Source organism: Aquirufa regiilacus (assembly GCF_032470275.1).
Classification (GTDB): domain Bacteria; phylum Bacteroidota; class Bacteroidia; order Cytophagales; family Spirosomataceae; genus Aquirufa; species Aquirufa regiilacus.
Genome location: NZ_JAVNWW010000001.1, coordinates 562,663 through 575,549 on the forward strand (window position 1 = coordinate 562,663; position 12,887 = coordinate 575,549).

Genomic DNA, 12,887 nt, shown 5'->3' on the forward strand with positions numbered 1-12,887 from the left:
TGAGAGAAATTAATACCTTTCGAAAAATAAAACCCTTATGAAAAATACACTAAATACCTTATTCTTGGGATTGCTTTTATGCAGCTCAATCGTTTTAAATGCTCAATCCACAGAAGAGGTTTTGGGTAAACATCAAGCAGCCATGGGAAGTCCTGAAAAGTGGACGGCGGTAAAAAGTTTGGTGATGAAAAATAAATTCAGTGTTCAAGGGATGGATATTGAAAGTAAGACATCCATTTTAGTGGGTCAAGGTTTCAGAACGGAAGTTGAGGTGATGGGAAATAAAATTATTACGGCAATCAATGGCGAATCGGGATGGATGATGCGTCCCGCGATGATGGGTGGTACTGGAGAGCCAGAAACTATGCCAGCCGACCAAGTTAAAATGGCAGCTTCGCAAAAAAACATCGGATCGGCTTTGATCATTGCACAAAAAGAAGGAGCTAAGATTGAATTAGAAAGTAAAGAGAAGTTGGATGGCGCTGATGTTTATTTGTTGAAAGTCACGAAAGATGGCGGTGATGAAACGCAAGTATATGTTTCTGCATCCACATATTTTATTGTTAAGGTGACCGGGAAACAGAAAGCTAATGGACAAGAGGTTGACACAGAAGTTAACTTTTCAAATTACAAGGCTGTCGATGGTTTGTATTTTCCTTATACGATGGAAACAACAAGTCCCATGGGCGGTATGATGACTGTGGAGACGGTTACAGTTGAAATTAATCCAAACATTGATGCGAATATTTTTGCAAAACCTACGAAATAGGTAATGCTTTATTGAATAATAAAGGGGCCTTGTTGCCCCTTTTTTATTTCTGACTAATTCGTACTTTTGTCATTCATTAATCCTTGTATGAGATACATTTATATCCTGTTGAGTTTAAGCATGTTATTTGCATGCCAAACGGATGCTAGTTTAGACCCCAAAACGAAAACGGAAATTCTATTAAGTACAACTTGGCAGATTCAAGAAATAACGGCAAGTGGTTATTTAAATGGTACGGTTTATCAACGAGGTAGAACTGCAGAAGGCTCACAATACGATATGTCTAAGATTCGCTTGACATTTTATGCAAACGGTACATGTCTAGCCATTGATAATACAGGCAATAATACGGCTTCAGGTAAATGGAAACTGATTAACAACGACTCACAATTACAAATTTCTGAAACGAATTATTTTGTTCTAGATGGTATAGGAGAAATTAATAGTCTGTTGAAAACCGAATTTGTATTTTCTGGTACACGTAATTACAAGTCGGCCTACGTGAATGCTTCCGTAAAAATGGTACCTGCTCCCTAAGGCAAAAAGGTGTTTATGTGATTCCTTGCCATATAAATTGCTTTTTGGACATCATCATCCGAGCCTTCAAATGCCTTGTCTTCAACCTCAATTACGATGGGTCCCCGGTAACGCACATCATGTAAAGCACTAATGAATTTACCCCAATGAATATCGCCTAAACCCGGCAATTTGGGTGAATGATACTCCAAGGGATTTGCCATAATCCCCACCCGATTTAATTTATCTGGATAGACTTTTACGTCCTTTAAATGGATATGGTGCAGTTTTTCTGCATAATGGTAGATTGGATACAAGTAATCCATTCGCTGCCAAACCATGTGCGATGGATCATAATTTAAGCCAAAATTTTTCGACGGGATGATGGTAAATAATTGATCCCAAATTTTCGGTGTTGTCGCTAAATTTTTGCCACCCGGCCATTCATCATCTGTGAAAAACATGGGGCAGTTTTCGATGCCAATTTTTATTTGGAGCGAATCAGCTAAAGCAATGATTTCAGGCCAGACTTCTTTGAATTTGTCCAGATTGTAAGCGATGTTTTTTGTGAAATCACGGCCAACGAACGTGTTTACCACCGGTATTTCTAAGACTGCAGCGGCACGAATAATTTTCTTAATATGTTCCCGGTAAAACAAGGCTTGTTCCTCATTGGGATCCATGGGATTCGGATAATAGCCCAACGCGGAGATTTTTACGGGATGTTGTTTTAGGTACGTCTTTAAATTCAATAGGCCTAAGGAATCGAGTTGGTCTACGGCTATGTGGCTTACACCCGCATAGCGACGGGTATCGCTATTTTGAGAAGGCCAACACATCACTTCGACGCATGCGAAGCGAGCACGATGTGCAAAATCCAAGACTTGTTCCAAGGATAAATTGGGCAATATCGCCGAAGCAAAACCTAATTCAAGCATTTTATTTTTTTTCTGAGATGAAATAAATGGCAAACGAAAATGAAGCGATCCAAAGTCCTACGGCCTCACGAGCTAATTCTTGATTCATCGTTTTCATCGCTAAACCATCTGTCATGAATCCTTCCCAAGCGGTCATTTCAACCCATAATTGTATGCCTGCACATGCACTCAGTATAAATAATATTGCGAGTAGCTCTTTGTTGAAATGTCCTCTAAATGCCTGAAAGGAGACGTATGAAGCTACCCCGTAAATGGGCATCCATAAAATCGGATCGGGATCGTTGAATTGCCAATACGTAAATAATAAAAAACTTAGGGAAAAGAAGATTCCTAAAAAGGATATTACTTTTTTCATTTTCATCGGGTTAATTACATAGGTTTTCTACAGCCTCTTTGGCTCCAGGGTATTTTAATTTTTGAGCTTGTTGTAGAGCGAAACATGCCTTCTCTTTCTCGTTTACTTTATAATAACTTAAACCCATCGCGTAGAATCCTTTGCTAAAACTTGGGTCTATTTGAACGCAGGATTCGAAATCTTGATTGGCTAGTGCGTATTTTTCTTGTTGGAAGTAGATGTTCCCCCGATTATATAAGGCATTGATTTCCTTTGCGTTTTTTGAAATGCTTTGTGTGAAGTCGGCAACAGCGGCATCCGATTTGCCTAATGCGGCATGTACGATTCCCCGTTGTAAATAAGCAGCACTCGAATCAGGTTGTAGTTTTACGGCAGCTTCTGTAGGTGCTAAGGCAGCTTTCCACTGTCCTTGCTCCATTTCTAAGGCCCCTAAGTTTAATTGTGCGGTATATAAGGAAGGCTTTAATTCAATGGCTTTTTGGTAGTTGGTGCGTGCCTCAACCCAACTTTTCTCTTGAAATGCAATAACCCCTTGAAGATTGTAGGCTTCAGCTAGTCCTGGATTTTTTTCAAGTGCTTTCTTAATGGCTTCTTTGGCAGATACTGTTTCCCCTTTTTGTAAACGGCTTTTGGCCTCTTGCAGCCAAGAGTCTGCATCTGAGGAGCAGGCGAGTAATAGGAGGGAAAGGCAGATTGTGGATAGGATTCGCATATGTTTAATTTGAAATTAAAGTTAAGGGGTATTCGGAAATTATTGGCATATATTTTGAAAAAAGCGCAGATTTTGCCATATTTGCATCGGCAAATTACCAGCTCCCGCTGAATCCTCCAGGTCGTGAAAGAAGCAAAGGTAGGTTGGTTGTAGCGGTGAATTTGCCATTTTTTTTTGTCCTTACACAAACCTATCCATATGAAATTTTTTATCGACACGGCTAATCTAGCCCACATCAAAGAAGCACAAGATTTAGGTGTTTTGGATGGTGTAACAACAAATCCTTCCTTAATGGCCAAAGAGGGCATCAGCGGAAAAGATAACGTTTTACGTCATTACAAGGCAATTTGTGATTTAGTCGAAGGAGATGTTTCTGCAGAGGTTATCGCTACGGATTACGAGGGGATGATTCGTGAAGGTGAAGAATTGGCGGAATTAGATGACAAGATTGTCGTTAAGATTCCTATGATTAAGGATGGTATCAAGGCATTAAAATATTTTTCTAATCGGGGCATCAAAACAAACTGTACGTTGGTTTTCTCTGCGGGTCAAGCATTATTGGCTGCCAAAGCGGGAGCAACTTATGTTTCCCCATTTATCGGTCGTTTGGATGATATTTCGTTTGATGGCATGGATTTGATTGATCAAATTCGTGTGATTTATGATAATTACGAGTTTGATACACAAATTTTAGCTGCTTCCGTACGTCACCCTATTCATATTATCAAATGCGCTGAAATCGGTGCGGATGTTATGACAGGTCCTTTGTCTGCGATGTTAGCCTTATTAAAACACCCATTAACGGATAGTGGTTTAGCTACATTTTTAGCTGATCACGCTAAATCGAACCAATAATACCCTTTTTTTATGTCTGTACTTTCTTTTGAAAATGTTCATATCTCGCAGGAAGGAATTCCTACGTTAACAGATATTTCGTTAACAGTTGAAGCAGGCGAATTTTATTACCTCATTGGTAAATCAGGTTCCGGTAAAAGTACGTTCTTTAAATCTATTTTTGGCGAATTAGTCATTGATTCGGGGGCTGCTCAAGTTGCAGGCTATGATTTGGTAACCATTAAGAACCAAGACATTCCTTATCTGCGTCGTAAATTGGGTTTTGTTTTTCAAGATTTTCAATTGCTAACCGATCGCAATGTAGAGCGTAATTTGGCTTTCGTATTGGAAGCTACGGGACATAAAGACCAAACGGAAATTAAAACGCGTATTGAAGCCGTTTTGGAACAAGTAGGCATGTCAAATGCGATTCACAAGCGTGTTCATAAACTATCCGGTGGTGAACAACAACGTATCGCGATTGCCCGGGCTTTATTGAATAATCCCGTTTTAATTCTTGCCGATGAGCCTACGGGTCATCTTGATCCAGAGGTTTCCATTGAAATCATGGATTTGTTTAAGCAATTAACCCTGCAAGGAACTTCCATCATCATGGCTAGCCATGATTACCACACCATTCAACGCGTTCCTGGCAAAATCTTGAAATGCGAGGGTGGGAATATCGTTCCCGTAAATTCACTTTAATTATTTCCCGGTCAAGTAAGTTACCGGAATGATGCATTCCTCCAGGGAAATACCACCATGCTGGAAGGTATTTCGATAGTGGTTTACATATTGATTGTAGTTGTTTGGATACGCAAACATATAATCTTCTTTCGAAAATACATACGAGGTGGATACGTTTGGTTTTGGTAAAAATAATTGCTCTGGCTTCCGACAAACCATCATTTTGTTCGAAGCATCCCAATTTAAATTCTTCCCTTGTTTGTAGCGTAAATTGGTATTCGTACTGCGATCTCCGATGATTTTAATCGGGTTTTGTACCCGTATCATGCCATGATCCGTGGTAATAATAACACGACCTTTTTTCTCCGCAATGCGCTTCAAGAAATCGAATAGGGGGGAATGCTGGAACCAACTCGCCGTTAGACTCCGGTAGGCTGATTCATCGGGTGCTAATTCCTTAATCATGGCCATATCGGTTCGTGCATGGGAGAGCATGTCAACAAAATTGTACACGACAACATTGAGTTGATTGGTCAATAATTTGTTAAAATTATCGACGAGCTGTTTTCCTTGGTACTGATGGATAATTTTATGATATGAGGCCTTCCCGTCTATTTTTAAGCGTTTTAATTGTTCGTTGAGGTAAAATTCCTCATGCTGGTTATAGCCTTCCTCATCCTCTGAATCGCCTAAATCAAATACCCATTTGTCGGGGTAATTTTTTTGTATTTCCATCGGCATCATCCCTGCGAAAATAGCGTTTCGCGCATAAGCCGTGGTTGTAGGTAAAATCGAAAAATAGGTCTTCTCATCTTCCACTTGGAAATAATCTTGGATAAACACCTCCAAGGTTTTCCATTGGTCATAACGTAAATTGTCAACCAAAATAAAGAAGAGGGGCGATTTGTCTTGAAGGCGCGGAAAAACATATTTGCGCATCATTAAATGACTCAAGATCGGTGTGTCGCTATTGGGCTTTTGTAACCAGGACTCATACGAATTCTCAATAAATTTACTGAAATGGACATTGGCTTCCGACTTCTGACTAATCAGGACATCCGACATCGATTTATTCTCCGTTTGATCAATTTCCAATTCCCAATAAGTCAGCTTCTTGTAAATTTCAGCCCATTCCGAAGCGTTTAAATCATCTTGATAGCGCATGGAAAGTTCCCTGAATTCTTGTTGGTAACTCAGGTTTGTCTTCTCATCCTCCAAACGTTTCTTGTCGAAGATTCGTTTTACTGAAAGTAATAATTGGTTTGGATTGAGTGGTTTGATGAGGTAGTCGGCAATTTTAGATCCGATTGCATCCTCCATAAGTTCCTCTTCCTCGGATTTGGTAATCATGATGACAGGAAGGTTAGGTCGAATTTGCTTGATGGCAATCAAAACCTCAAGACCTGTCATACCAGGCATGTTTTCATCCAAAAATAAAACGTCGAATTTTTGCTTATTCACTAGGTCTAATGCATCAGCGCCGGAATTGACTGCTGTCACTTGATAGCCTTTGTTTTCTAAAAATATGATGTAGGGAGTTAATAAATCAATTTCGTCGTCTGCCCAAAGAATGGAATAATTCATGCTGTATATTTTATCAACTAAACGTAGCGATACGTTTTTATTGCTTTAAAATCCTTAAAAAATGTTAATTACAAAAAGCTTTATAGCAGGTTAAATTTAACTAAATTTGCGCAGGCTTTCATTGCATGTATGTCAAATAATTCTCCTATTTCATTCTCAAGCGCAGCGTACGAAAATCTTGTTGCACTTGTCCAACAGGGCAAGATGCCTGAGCCCTTTCTGCGGGTTGGTATGCGCGGGGGAACATGTGGCGGAACATATGTCTTAGGTTTTGATCAAAAAACGGAATTTGATGAGGAATACCTCATTCAAGAAATCCCCGTGGTTATTGATAAAAGGCAATTATTATTTGTTTTAGGCACAGAAATAAGCTTTGAGCCTAGTGCCAATGGTTTTTACTTACATAAACCCAATCCCATCTCATGAAGTTTGCTGCCATAGATATCGGTTCGAATGCTGCTCGTTTACAAATATCCAGTGTATTGGAAAATGACGGGATGATGAGTTTTAAACGCGTTGAATATGTCCGTTTTGCCTTACGTTTAGGTCACGATGTATTTAGTCATGGAACAATTTCACCTGAATCTGAGGTGCGTGTATTTAAGTTATTGCATGCTTACAAGTTGCTGATGGATTTGCACGAGGTACAAGATTATTCCATTTGTGCTACTTCAGCCATGCGGGAAGCCGCAAATTCGGCTGAACTTGTAACGCGTATCCATAAGATTTTGGATATGAAAATTCAAATTATCGATGGGGCACGTGAAGCAGAATTAATCAATGATGTTGTCGTTAAATCCCTAAACCCGAAGAAGAATTACCTGCATATCGATGTGGGTGGTGGTTCTACCGAATTGAATTTTTACCGCAATCAAGAGAAATTCGCATCAAAATCTTTTAAAATTGGTTCTGTGCGCTTACTGGAAGGTAAAGAAAAAGAAGGCGATTGGGATAAAATGAAAAAATGGATCTCCTTACAAATGGAATCTCTGAAAGGACCTGTTCATGCTGTCGGTACAGGAGGTAATATCAGTAAATTATACAATCTGTCCAGTCAAGTAAGCGATGAGAAAACCATGGATATTGATGAATTACAGCGCATCACTGACTTCATTAGTTCTTATTCTTACGAGGATCGCGTAAATAAATTGCGTTTAAATACAGATCGTGCTGACGTGATTGTGCCTGCTGCTTCAATCTATTTGACTGCCATGGAATTAGCGGGTTGCCAAACAATTTTTGTGCCTGACCTAGGACTGAAAGATGGTATTATTCAAATGTTGCATGAGCGGATGCAGCAACGTAAAAGATCAATTAGCTAGTCGATATAAGACACCCATCGAAAGTATTTGAGAGTATTGCCAATTGGGATCTTGGTCATAATCCTTGAAGAGTACTGCTTGTAAATTCGTACTAACGTATTTGTTGACCTTCATCGTGAAATTCGCATCCAATCGGTGCACAATGCCGTTTGCATAGCCCATCCGGAAGTAGTCCACCAATGCCGAATAACGCGCTTTCATGTTGATATTCTGGAAAATATCTTTTTCAACATTCATCAAATATTGAAAAACGAATTGGTTACGAATGTTATCGCCGGGTTTCTCCAAACCAAATAGGCCAGCTCTAGAAATTCGCTCATCAAACACAAAGGTTTGGCGTAAACTTCCTACACCAATTCGCGTATAAAAGGATTTGTCTGGATGATACTCAAAACCCATGGAAGAGGTTAAATAAGCTGGTGCGAAAATGTTTGACACCAATGAATCTACAGGAATTCCCTTCGTATTCTTTTTCCCGTATTCGAAACCTTGGAAAAACTGAGATGAAAAGTTGGTTGAACCATAAAAATCCCATCTGGGGCTTATTCGATAACCGGCTTTAAATTCATAAAAGATTCGATCAACGTTCTTTCGCAAGCTTTGTGAGCGGTTTTGAAGAAAACCTACTTGTAGATTTAAATCGCTATTTAAACGCCAATTGTTATTGATTACTTTCGCGGAATGGTTTAAAAACCAACCGATGGCGAAGGTGTTGGTTCCTCCACCTTTCCAGTTGTCGGAAAAACTCGATTGATTTAAATTAATCCCCGTATTGAAGTCTCTTTTCCATTTACTTGCTAAACTATCAGCCACAACATCCGCTTTTACGGCATGTATACTCGATATAAGTAGCACAAGAAAAAAGAATCGTTGCATCATAATTACAAATGTACAAAAAGGTTTTGCCTATTTAGACTGCATTGTCGGCTTTTTCATACCAAATCTTAACGCTTGATTGAAAGATCTCGTTCGGAGCTAAGATGCGTAATCCATCTCCGGTATTAAACGCATCGGTATTTGCCGACATCGGTTCGATCGCTACGCAGTTTGAATTTTCAGGTGCAAATACAACTAAAAAAGGGAAATCGATACTGGATTGTTCTAGGTACAACGATTCCTTTTTCTGTTTATTATACAGGTTTGTAATGTGTTTCGTCTTGGGTTCCAGCCTAAATACATTGTCCAATACCTCTTTGCCAAGATCTACTCCGGCACTCGCATCAAAGCTTTCCTCGCGCAAGGGAATCATTTGGCTATCGGAATGGAATTTACTTATGGAATCAAATCGTATGATCCAATCTGCCAGATTTCCTTGCGTTAGATTGAAATATGGATGCCAACCGCATGCAAAAGGCATATTGCCTGAACCTATATTTTTCGCTTGAAACTGCAATTGAAACGAATTGTCAACTGAAAAGGAATAGGATAATTGCATCTCAAACGGAAATGGGTAAGCCTTTTCTTCTGCGTCATAATGATACGTTAGTGTAGCTTTCGAAGCCTCAAGGCTTATGTCAAATGGCATTCGTGCCAACAGCCCATGAATGGCGTTGCCTAAGTTAGGTTCGTTAACCGGCAACTGATAATTTCTTCCTTCAAAGGAATAATTGCCATTTCGCACTCGATTCACCCAGGGGCTTAATAATGCACTGGGGTGATAAGGATTTTCACTGTTGGCAAATTGATTTTCAAAGGGAATTTTAATGACATTCCCAGCCCAGTTTAATTGAGTTAACATTCCTCCAAAGGCTGGAATTATTTCAAAATAGGCTGTGCCATCAGGGCTTTTTATGTTAACTATTTCCATATCGTTTTCTCTTCAATGCCCATACCGTACAGGGCAAAATCATATTTAACAGGGTCATTAGGATCCAAGGCCCGTAAGGTATCCGTTAATTCAACGGCTTTTTTCCAGTTGGTAGGTCCTGGTTGAATCAATTGTAAACTTTCTGCGGTTCGTAACGCGTGTACATCTAATGGGCAAACCAATTGATGTGGTTTGATTTTATTCCAAATGCCAAAATCAACCCCAGCCTCATCTTGTCTCACCATCCAGCGCAAAAACATGTTGATGCGCTTGCATGCCGAATTTTTAGCAGGAGAGGCTATATGTTTTTGTGTGCGTTGCGGCGCAAATTCATCGTTGAAAAAATGCGCGTAAAATCGATTGATGGATTGTTCTACAGTAATTTCTTCGTCCTGATATTGCGTACTAAAAGCTGCTTCTAAGCTTTCGTTTGCCTGGTAATGCCGTTTGAAAAATGAAATAAAATACAAAGCGTCCGTGGCATTAAAGGTTCGATGTTTGAACAATTCAAAGCGTTTTAGGTCGCTATCTTGATGTTGGAGGATGAATTGAAGTGGGCTGCCGTCCATCAAATCGATTAATTCATGCGCCTTTGAAATGATTGTTTTTCGTTGGCCCCATGCCAACACAGCCACCCAAAACCCCATGATTTCAATGTCTTGCTTCTTCGTAAAGAGATGCGGAATCTGGATGGGGTCGTGTTCGATAAAGCGTGTATGATTGAAAAAATGGAATTTCTCATCCAATAATTTAATCACATGTGCTTCCATGGCCTATTTTCTGTTACCAAAGAAAGCCAATAACCGCGATGGTAAGGATAGCACCCAAACAGCAACAGTTATGACCGTTGAAAATGCAGCAATAAACGGATAGGAGAGGATGAATAATACCTCAAAAGCGATTGTTCCTGCCGTGATAGGTCTTTTGCGTTTGGCCATCTTATTGAACTAAATAGCTGATTTCTGCCCGGATTCTTTTGTCCACCGCATTCAAACGTTCAAATGCTTTGGGAGATAGCTTGATGATTAATTTGCTATCTGTATTAGGTAGACGGCCAATCACCTTCACCCAAATACTTTGTCCATTAGCAAGGTTTTTAACTAATACCAAGGTTCCTATGGGTGCCGATTTATGTAAGGCTAAATATTTGCCTGAATTATCGGGAACATCAATTAATTCAGCCATACCGGTCTCAATCGTCTTGCGCATGCCGTTGGCATCCGTTTGTTCTGCTGCAGCCGTAGGTGCTTTGGTTTCTTCGGTTCCTTTCGTGGGTAATTGCGCCGACTTATCGATTGGAGTTGTTGTTGAAGGAGCTGCTACCACGAGTCGTTGACCTTCTTTCAGCACATCGGAAGTTAGGTTATTCCATTTACGAATTTCGGCCATGGTAACTTTGTACATGTTTGCCACGGTCAATAAACTTTGTTTCGCAGTTACCATGTGGATCCCAGTTGAATTTCGCGGTTTCTCTTCGGGGGTTTTTTCCAAAGCTTTTGCAACGGAAAGCAATGTATTTGTACTTTCATCCAGGTAATGCAAAGGGATAAAGACTAATTCGCCCGAATTTACGGGTATTTCAATCTCGGGATTGACTTGTTTGAATTCGGCCAACGATAAGTTGAATCGCTTCAAGACATTGTAAAGGTTTTGTTTCGGGCCTACTTTATAGACCAAATAGGTCTTGTTGTTTTCTTTTTTCAAGCCTAATGAATCAAGGCTGTTACTCATGCCACGGAAAGTGCCTACTAGCATGACGAATAGAATAGCGAAGCGAAGTTTATAAATCTGCATAGATGAAAAGTTCACGTTTATCTTTGATGAAAAATAAAGTATTTTGCACGCATTGGAAAGTGTGGTAACCCATCAACTCCCCTTCGGCTAAAGTCTCTAAAAACAGCGTATTGAATTCAAAATCACAAATTCTGAGCTGGTTTTTCCAAGTCTTCTCGTAAATATAATAAGAAAATATCAGCTTATTCGAGCCTTCCCAATAATCCATCCCTTTTCCGATTTTTTCCTGAAATTTTTGATCAAATAGGGTGACGAATGCCTGAAACTCTGCCTGGCTTTCCTCGAAATGCATGGGCGATTCAACTGATAAATTGCTTATTATTTTATTTGAATCTAATGAGGCTTGTACCTTTCCGGTTGCTAAATCAATTATTCCTTGATTCGTAATCAATTGTTGGTTTTCAAGCGTACTCCATTGCTTGATCGGTAGCGAATAACGCAATGCCCCGCTCGGGAAATCATAGGCTTCCAATCCTTCTATACCCGGGTTTTTCCCTTGTCGGAGCCTTAAGAATACGCCTCCGTCGGCTAAGCCGGCCAACCACTGAAGTGAATGATTGTGTTCGGGTGCTTGGGGATTTGCATTGAGAGACAAGGAATGTAAATCCAATGTAAATGTTTGAATTTGTTCTGAATTGCGTGTTTCAATCCACACCTTTGGTTCGGTAACTGTTCCCCAGTAACCCAAACTCCAAATCGTATCAGTAAATTGGTGATTGAATATTTTTCGCATCATTCAGAAAGCATCTTCGTCAATTATGTGCAAATTTGAGAAAAATTCATCACTTAAGTTTGAAAAATGATGCATGACAAAAAAGTAATTGCCATTATCCCTGCTCGATTCGCATCTACCCGTTTTCCTGGGAAACCCTTGGTTGATTTAGGTGGCAAGCCCATGATTCAGCGTACTTATGAACGTGTCATGGCTGTTCAAGGTTGGCATCGTGTTGTCATTGCGACGGATGATTTGCAGATAAAAGTAGTTGCAGAAGGTTTTGGTGCAGAGGTCATTATGACGCATGCTGACCATGTTTCTGGTACAGATCGCTGCGCGGAGGTTTTAAGCAAAATAAGTGAAGACATTGATTATGTCGTTAATATTCAAGGGGATGAGCCTTTTATTGAACCCGCGCAACTGCAAGAGTTGGCGACTGGGTTTATAACAAATGCACCTATTTTGACTTTGATTAAGCAAATAAAAGATGCAGATACGCTCTTCTCTGTCAATACACCCAAAGTTGTGGTGAATAGTCGGGGAGAAGCTTTATACTTTTCCCGTCAAACCATTCCCCACCTACGAGGCAAGATAACAGAACAATGGCTGGCATCTCACATCTATTTTAAACACATTGGATTGTATGCTTATCGTGCCGATATTCTGAGGGAAATAAGTCTGCTAAAACCGAGTCCTTTGGAATTGGCGGAATCCTTGGAACAATTACGTTGGCTCGAAAATGGCTATGTCATTCAAACCATCGAAACGCAATATGAAACGATGGGAATTGATACGCCAGAAGATTTGGAAAAAATCAAAAAAATGGGTCTAGTTTAGGCAAATTTCGGCTCATC

General features: G+C 39.9%; 17 protein-coding genes. 7 read left to right on the forward strand and 10 right to left on the reverse strand.

Features of this window, described 5'->3' with window-relative positions; all coding sequences use genetic code 11:
* The first annotated feature begins 37 nt into the window (after positions 1-37).
* Both PQG45_RS02355 and PQG45_RS02360 read left to right on the forward strand, forming a co-directional pair.
* Entirely contained in the window at positions 38-769 is a 732-nt protein-coding gene (locus tag PQG45_RS02355; protein WP_315576645.1) for an outer membrane lipoprotein-sorting protein, read from the forward strand.
* A gap of 87 nt (positions 770-856) precedes the next feature.
* The gene (locus tag PQG45_RS02360) at positions 857-1,306 is read left to right on the forward strand and encodes a hypothetical protein (protein ID WP_315576643.1); all 450 of its coding nucleotides are present in this window, start codon (positions 857-859) and stop codon (positions 1,304-1,306) included.
* Here PQG45_RS02360 and PQG45_RS02365 read toward each other — a convergent pair.
* The 3 genes from PQG45_RS02365 to PQG45_RS02375 are packed head-to-tail and all read right to left on the reverse strand — an operon-like array spanning position 1,303 to position 3,290.
* Positions 1,303-2,223 carry a sugar phosphate isomerase/epimerase family protein gene (locus PQG45_RS02365; RefSeq protein WP_315576641.1) on the reverse strand — a complete coding sequence of 307 codons (921 nt, stop codon included), beginning with the start codon at positions 2,221-2,223 and terminating at the stop codon, positions 1,303-1,305. The two genes, PQG45_RS02360 and PQG45_RS02365, sit on opposite strands and share 4 nt — an antisense overlap.
* A 1-nt stretch (position 2,224) precedes the next feature.
* Positions 2,225-2,578: a transmembrane 220 family protein gene (locus PQG45_RS02370; protein WP_315576640.1), complete on the reverse strand. Its 354-nt coding sequence runs from the start codon at positions 2,576-2,578 to the stop codon at positions 2,225-2,227.
* Positions 2,579-2,588: 10 nt separating this feature from the next.
* Positions 2,589-3,290 (reverse strand): tetratricopeptide repeat protein, encoded by a 702-nt coding sequence (locus PQG45_RS02375; RefSeq protein WP_315576639.1) that lies wholly within the window; start codon positions 3,288-3,290, stop codon positions 2,589-2,591.
* 198 nt (positions 3,291-3,488) lie between these two features.
* Here PQG45_RS02375 and fsa point away from each other — a divergent pair, with 198 nt between their 5' ends.
* Complete coding sequence (gene fsa, locus PQG45_RS02380) at positions 3,489-4,145, forward strand: fructose-6-phosphate aldolase (protein WP_315576637.1); 657 nt, start codon at positions 3,489-3,491, stop codon at positions 4,143-4,145.
* 12 nt (positions 4,146-4,157) lie between these two features.
* Complete coding sequence (locus PQG45_RS02385) at positions 4,158-4,829, forward strand: cell division ATP-binding protein FtsE (protein WP_315576636.1); 672 nt, start codon at positions 4,158-4,160, stop codon at positions 4,827-4,829.
* Here the strand turns inward: PQG45_RS02385 and porX are convergent, their stop codons facing one another.
* Positions 4,830-6,395, reverse strand: a complete 1,566-nt coding sequence (gene porX / locus PQG45_RS02390; protein WP_315576635.1) for a T9SS response regulator signal transducer PorX — start codon at positions 6,393-6,395, stop codon at positions 4,830-4,832.
* A gap of 129 nt (positions 6,396-6,524) precedes the next feature.
* Here porX and PQG45_RS02395 point away from each other — a divergent pair, with 129 nt between their 5' ends.
* Positions 6,525-6,821 carry a HesB/IscA family protein gene (locus PQG45_RS02395; RefSeq protein ID WP_315576634.1) on the forward strand — a complete coding sequence of 99 codons (297 nt, stop codon included), beginning with the start codon at positions 6,525-6,527 and terminating at the stop codon, positions 6,819-6,821.
* Entirely contained in the window at positions 6,818-7,717 is a 900-nt protein-coding gene (locus PQG45_RS02400) for a Ppx/GppA phosphatase family protein (protein ID WP_315576633.1), read from the forward strand. Before PQG45_RS02395 ends, PQG45_RS02400 begins: the two co-directional genes overlap by 4 nt.
* Here PQG45_RS02400 and PQG45_RS02405 read toward each other — a convergent pair.
* Genes PQG45_RS02405 through PQG45_RS02430 form a run of 6 tightly spaced genes read right to left on the reverse strand, consistent with a single transcriptional unit; the run spans position 7,706 to position 12,054 of the window.
* Positions 7,706-8,596 (reverse strand): DUF3078 domain-containing protein, encoded by an 891-nt coding sequence (locus PQG45_RS02405; protein ID WP_315576632.1) that lies wholly within the window; start codon positions 8,594-8,596, stop codon positions 7,706-7,708. The genes PQG45_RS02400 and PQG45_RS02405 overlap by 12 nt on opposite strands.
* Positions 8,597-8,627: 31 nt before the next feature.
* On the reverse strand, positions 8,628-9,524 hold the full coding sequence (locus PQG45_RS02410) for an aldose 1-epimerase (RefSeq protein WP_315576631.1): 897 nt from the start codon (positions 9,522-9,524) through the stop codon (positions 8,628-8,630).
* Positions 9,515-10,294 (reverse strand): TIGR02757 family protein, encoded by a 780-nt coding sequence (locus PQG45_RS02415; RefSeq protein WP_315576630.1) that lies wholly within the window; start codon positions 10,292-10,294, stop codon positions 9,515-9,517. The genes PQG45_RS02410 and PQG45_RS02415 overlap by 10 nt, the downstream gene beginning before the upstream one ends.
* 3 nt (positions 10,295-10,297) lie before the next feature.
* Positions 10,298-10,462: a hypothetical protein gene (locus PQG45_RS02420; RefSeq protein WP_316070240.1), complete on the reverse strand. Its 165-nt coding sequence runs from the start codon at positions 10,460-10,462 to the stop codon at positions 10,298-10,300.
* A gap of 1 nt (position 10,463) precedes the next feature.
* Positions 10,464-11,318 (reverse strand): LysM peptidoglycan-binding domain-containing protein, encoded by an 855-nt coding sequence (locus tag PQG45_RS02425; RefSeq protein ID WP_316070241.1) that lies wholly within the window; start codon positions 11,316-11,318, stop codon positions 10,464-10,466.
* Positions 11,305-12,054: a hypothetical protein gene (locus tag PQG45_RS02430; RefSeq protein WP_316070242.1), complete on the reverse strand. Its 750-nt coding sequence runs from the start codon at positions 12,052-12,054 to the stop codon at positions 11,305-11,307. Before PQG45_RS02430 ends, PQG45_RS02425 begins: the two co-directional genes overlap by 14 nt.
* A 63-nt stretch (positions 12,055-12,117) precedes the next feature.
* Here PQG45_RS02430 and kdsB point away from each other — a divergent pair, with 63 nt between their 5' ends.
* Positions 12,118-12,870: a 3-deoxy-manno-octulosonate cytidylyltransferase gene (kdsB, locus tag PQG45_RS02435; RefSeq protein ID WP_315576623.1), complete on the forward strand. Its 753-nt coding sequence runs from the start codon at positions 12,118-12,120 to the stop codon at positions 12,868-12,870.
* The last annotated feature ends 17 nt before the right edge of the window (positions 12,871-12,887 follow it).

What these genes read in the sequence shown, in the direction of transcription:
- PQG45_RS02355 (WP_315576645.1), top strand. Translation starts at nt 38, where the DNA reads ATGAAAAATACACTAAATACCTTATTCTTGGGATTGCTTTTATGCAGC.
- PQG45_RS02360 (WP_315576643.1), top strand. Translation starts at nt 857, where the DNA reads ATGAGATACATTTATATCCTGTTGAGTTTAAGCATGTTATTTGCATGC.
- PQG45_RS02365 (WP_315576641.1), bottom strand. Translation starts at nt 2,223, where the DNA reads ATGCTTGAATTAGGTTTTGCTTCGGCGATATTGCCCAATTTATCCTTG.
- PQG45_RS02370 (WP_315576640.1), bottom strand. Translation starts at nt 2,578, where the DNA reads ATGAAAAAAGTAATATCCTTTTTAGGAATCTTCTTTTCCCTAAGTTTT.
- PQG45_RS02375 (WP_315576639.1), bottom strand. Translation starts at nt 3,290, where the DNA reads ATGCGAATCCTATCCACAATCTGCCTTTCCCTCCTATTACTCGCCTGC.
- fsa (WP_315576637.1), top strand. Translation starts at nt 3,489, where the DNA reads ATGAAATTTTTTATCGACACGGCTAATCTAGCCCACATCAAAGAAGCA.
- PQG45_RS02385 (WP_315576636.1), top strand. Translation starts at nt 4,158, where the DNA reads ATGTCTGTACTTTCTTTTGAAAATGTTCATATCTCGCAGGAAGGAATT.
- porX (WP_315576635.1), bottom strand. Translation starts at nt 6,395, where the DNA reads ATGAATTATTCCATTCTTTGGGCAGACGACGAAATTGATTTATTAACT.
- PQG45_RS02395 (WP_315576634.1), top strand. Translation starts at nt 6,525, where the DNA reads ATGTCAAATAATTCTCCTATTTCATTCTCAAGCGCAGCGTACGAAAAT.
- PQG45_RS02400 (WP_315576633.1), top strand. Translation starts at nt 6,818, where the DNA reads ATGAAGTTTGCTGCCATAGATATCGGTTCGAATGCTGCTCGTTTACAA.
- PQG45_RS02405 (WP_315576632.1), bottom strand. Translation starts at nt 8,596, where the DNA reads ATGATGCAACGATTCTTTTTTCTTGTGCTACTTATATCGAGTATACAT.
- PQG45_RS02410 (WP_315576631.1), bottom strand. Translation starts at nt 9,524, where the DNA reads ATGGAAATAGTTAACATAAAAAGCCCTGATGGCACAGCCTATTTTGAA.
- PQG45_RS02415 (WP_315576630.1), bottom strand. Translation starts at nt 10,294, where the DNA reads ATGGAAGCACATGTGATTAAATTATTGGATGAGAAATTCCATTTTTTC.
- PQG45_RS02420 (WP_316070240.1), bottom strand. Translation starts at nt 10,462, where the DNA reads ATGGCCAAACGCAAAAGACCTATCACGGCAGGAACAATCGCTTTTGAG.
- PQG45_RS02425 (WP_316070241.1), bottom strand. Translation starts at nt 11,318, where the DNA reads ATGCAGATTTATAAACTTCGCTTCGCTATTCTATTCGTCATGCTAGTA.
- PQG45_RS02430 (WP_316070242.1), bottom strand. Translation starts at nt 12,054, where the DNA reads ATGATGCGAAAAATATTCAATCACCAATTTACTGATACGATTTGGAGT.
- kdsB (WP_315576623.1), top strand. Translation starts at nt 12,118, where the DNA reads ATGATGCATGACAAAAAAGTAATTGCCATTATCCCTGCTCGATTCGCA.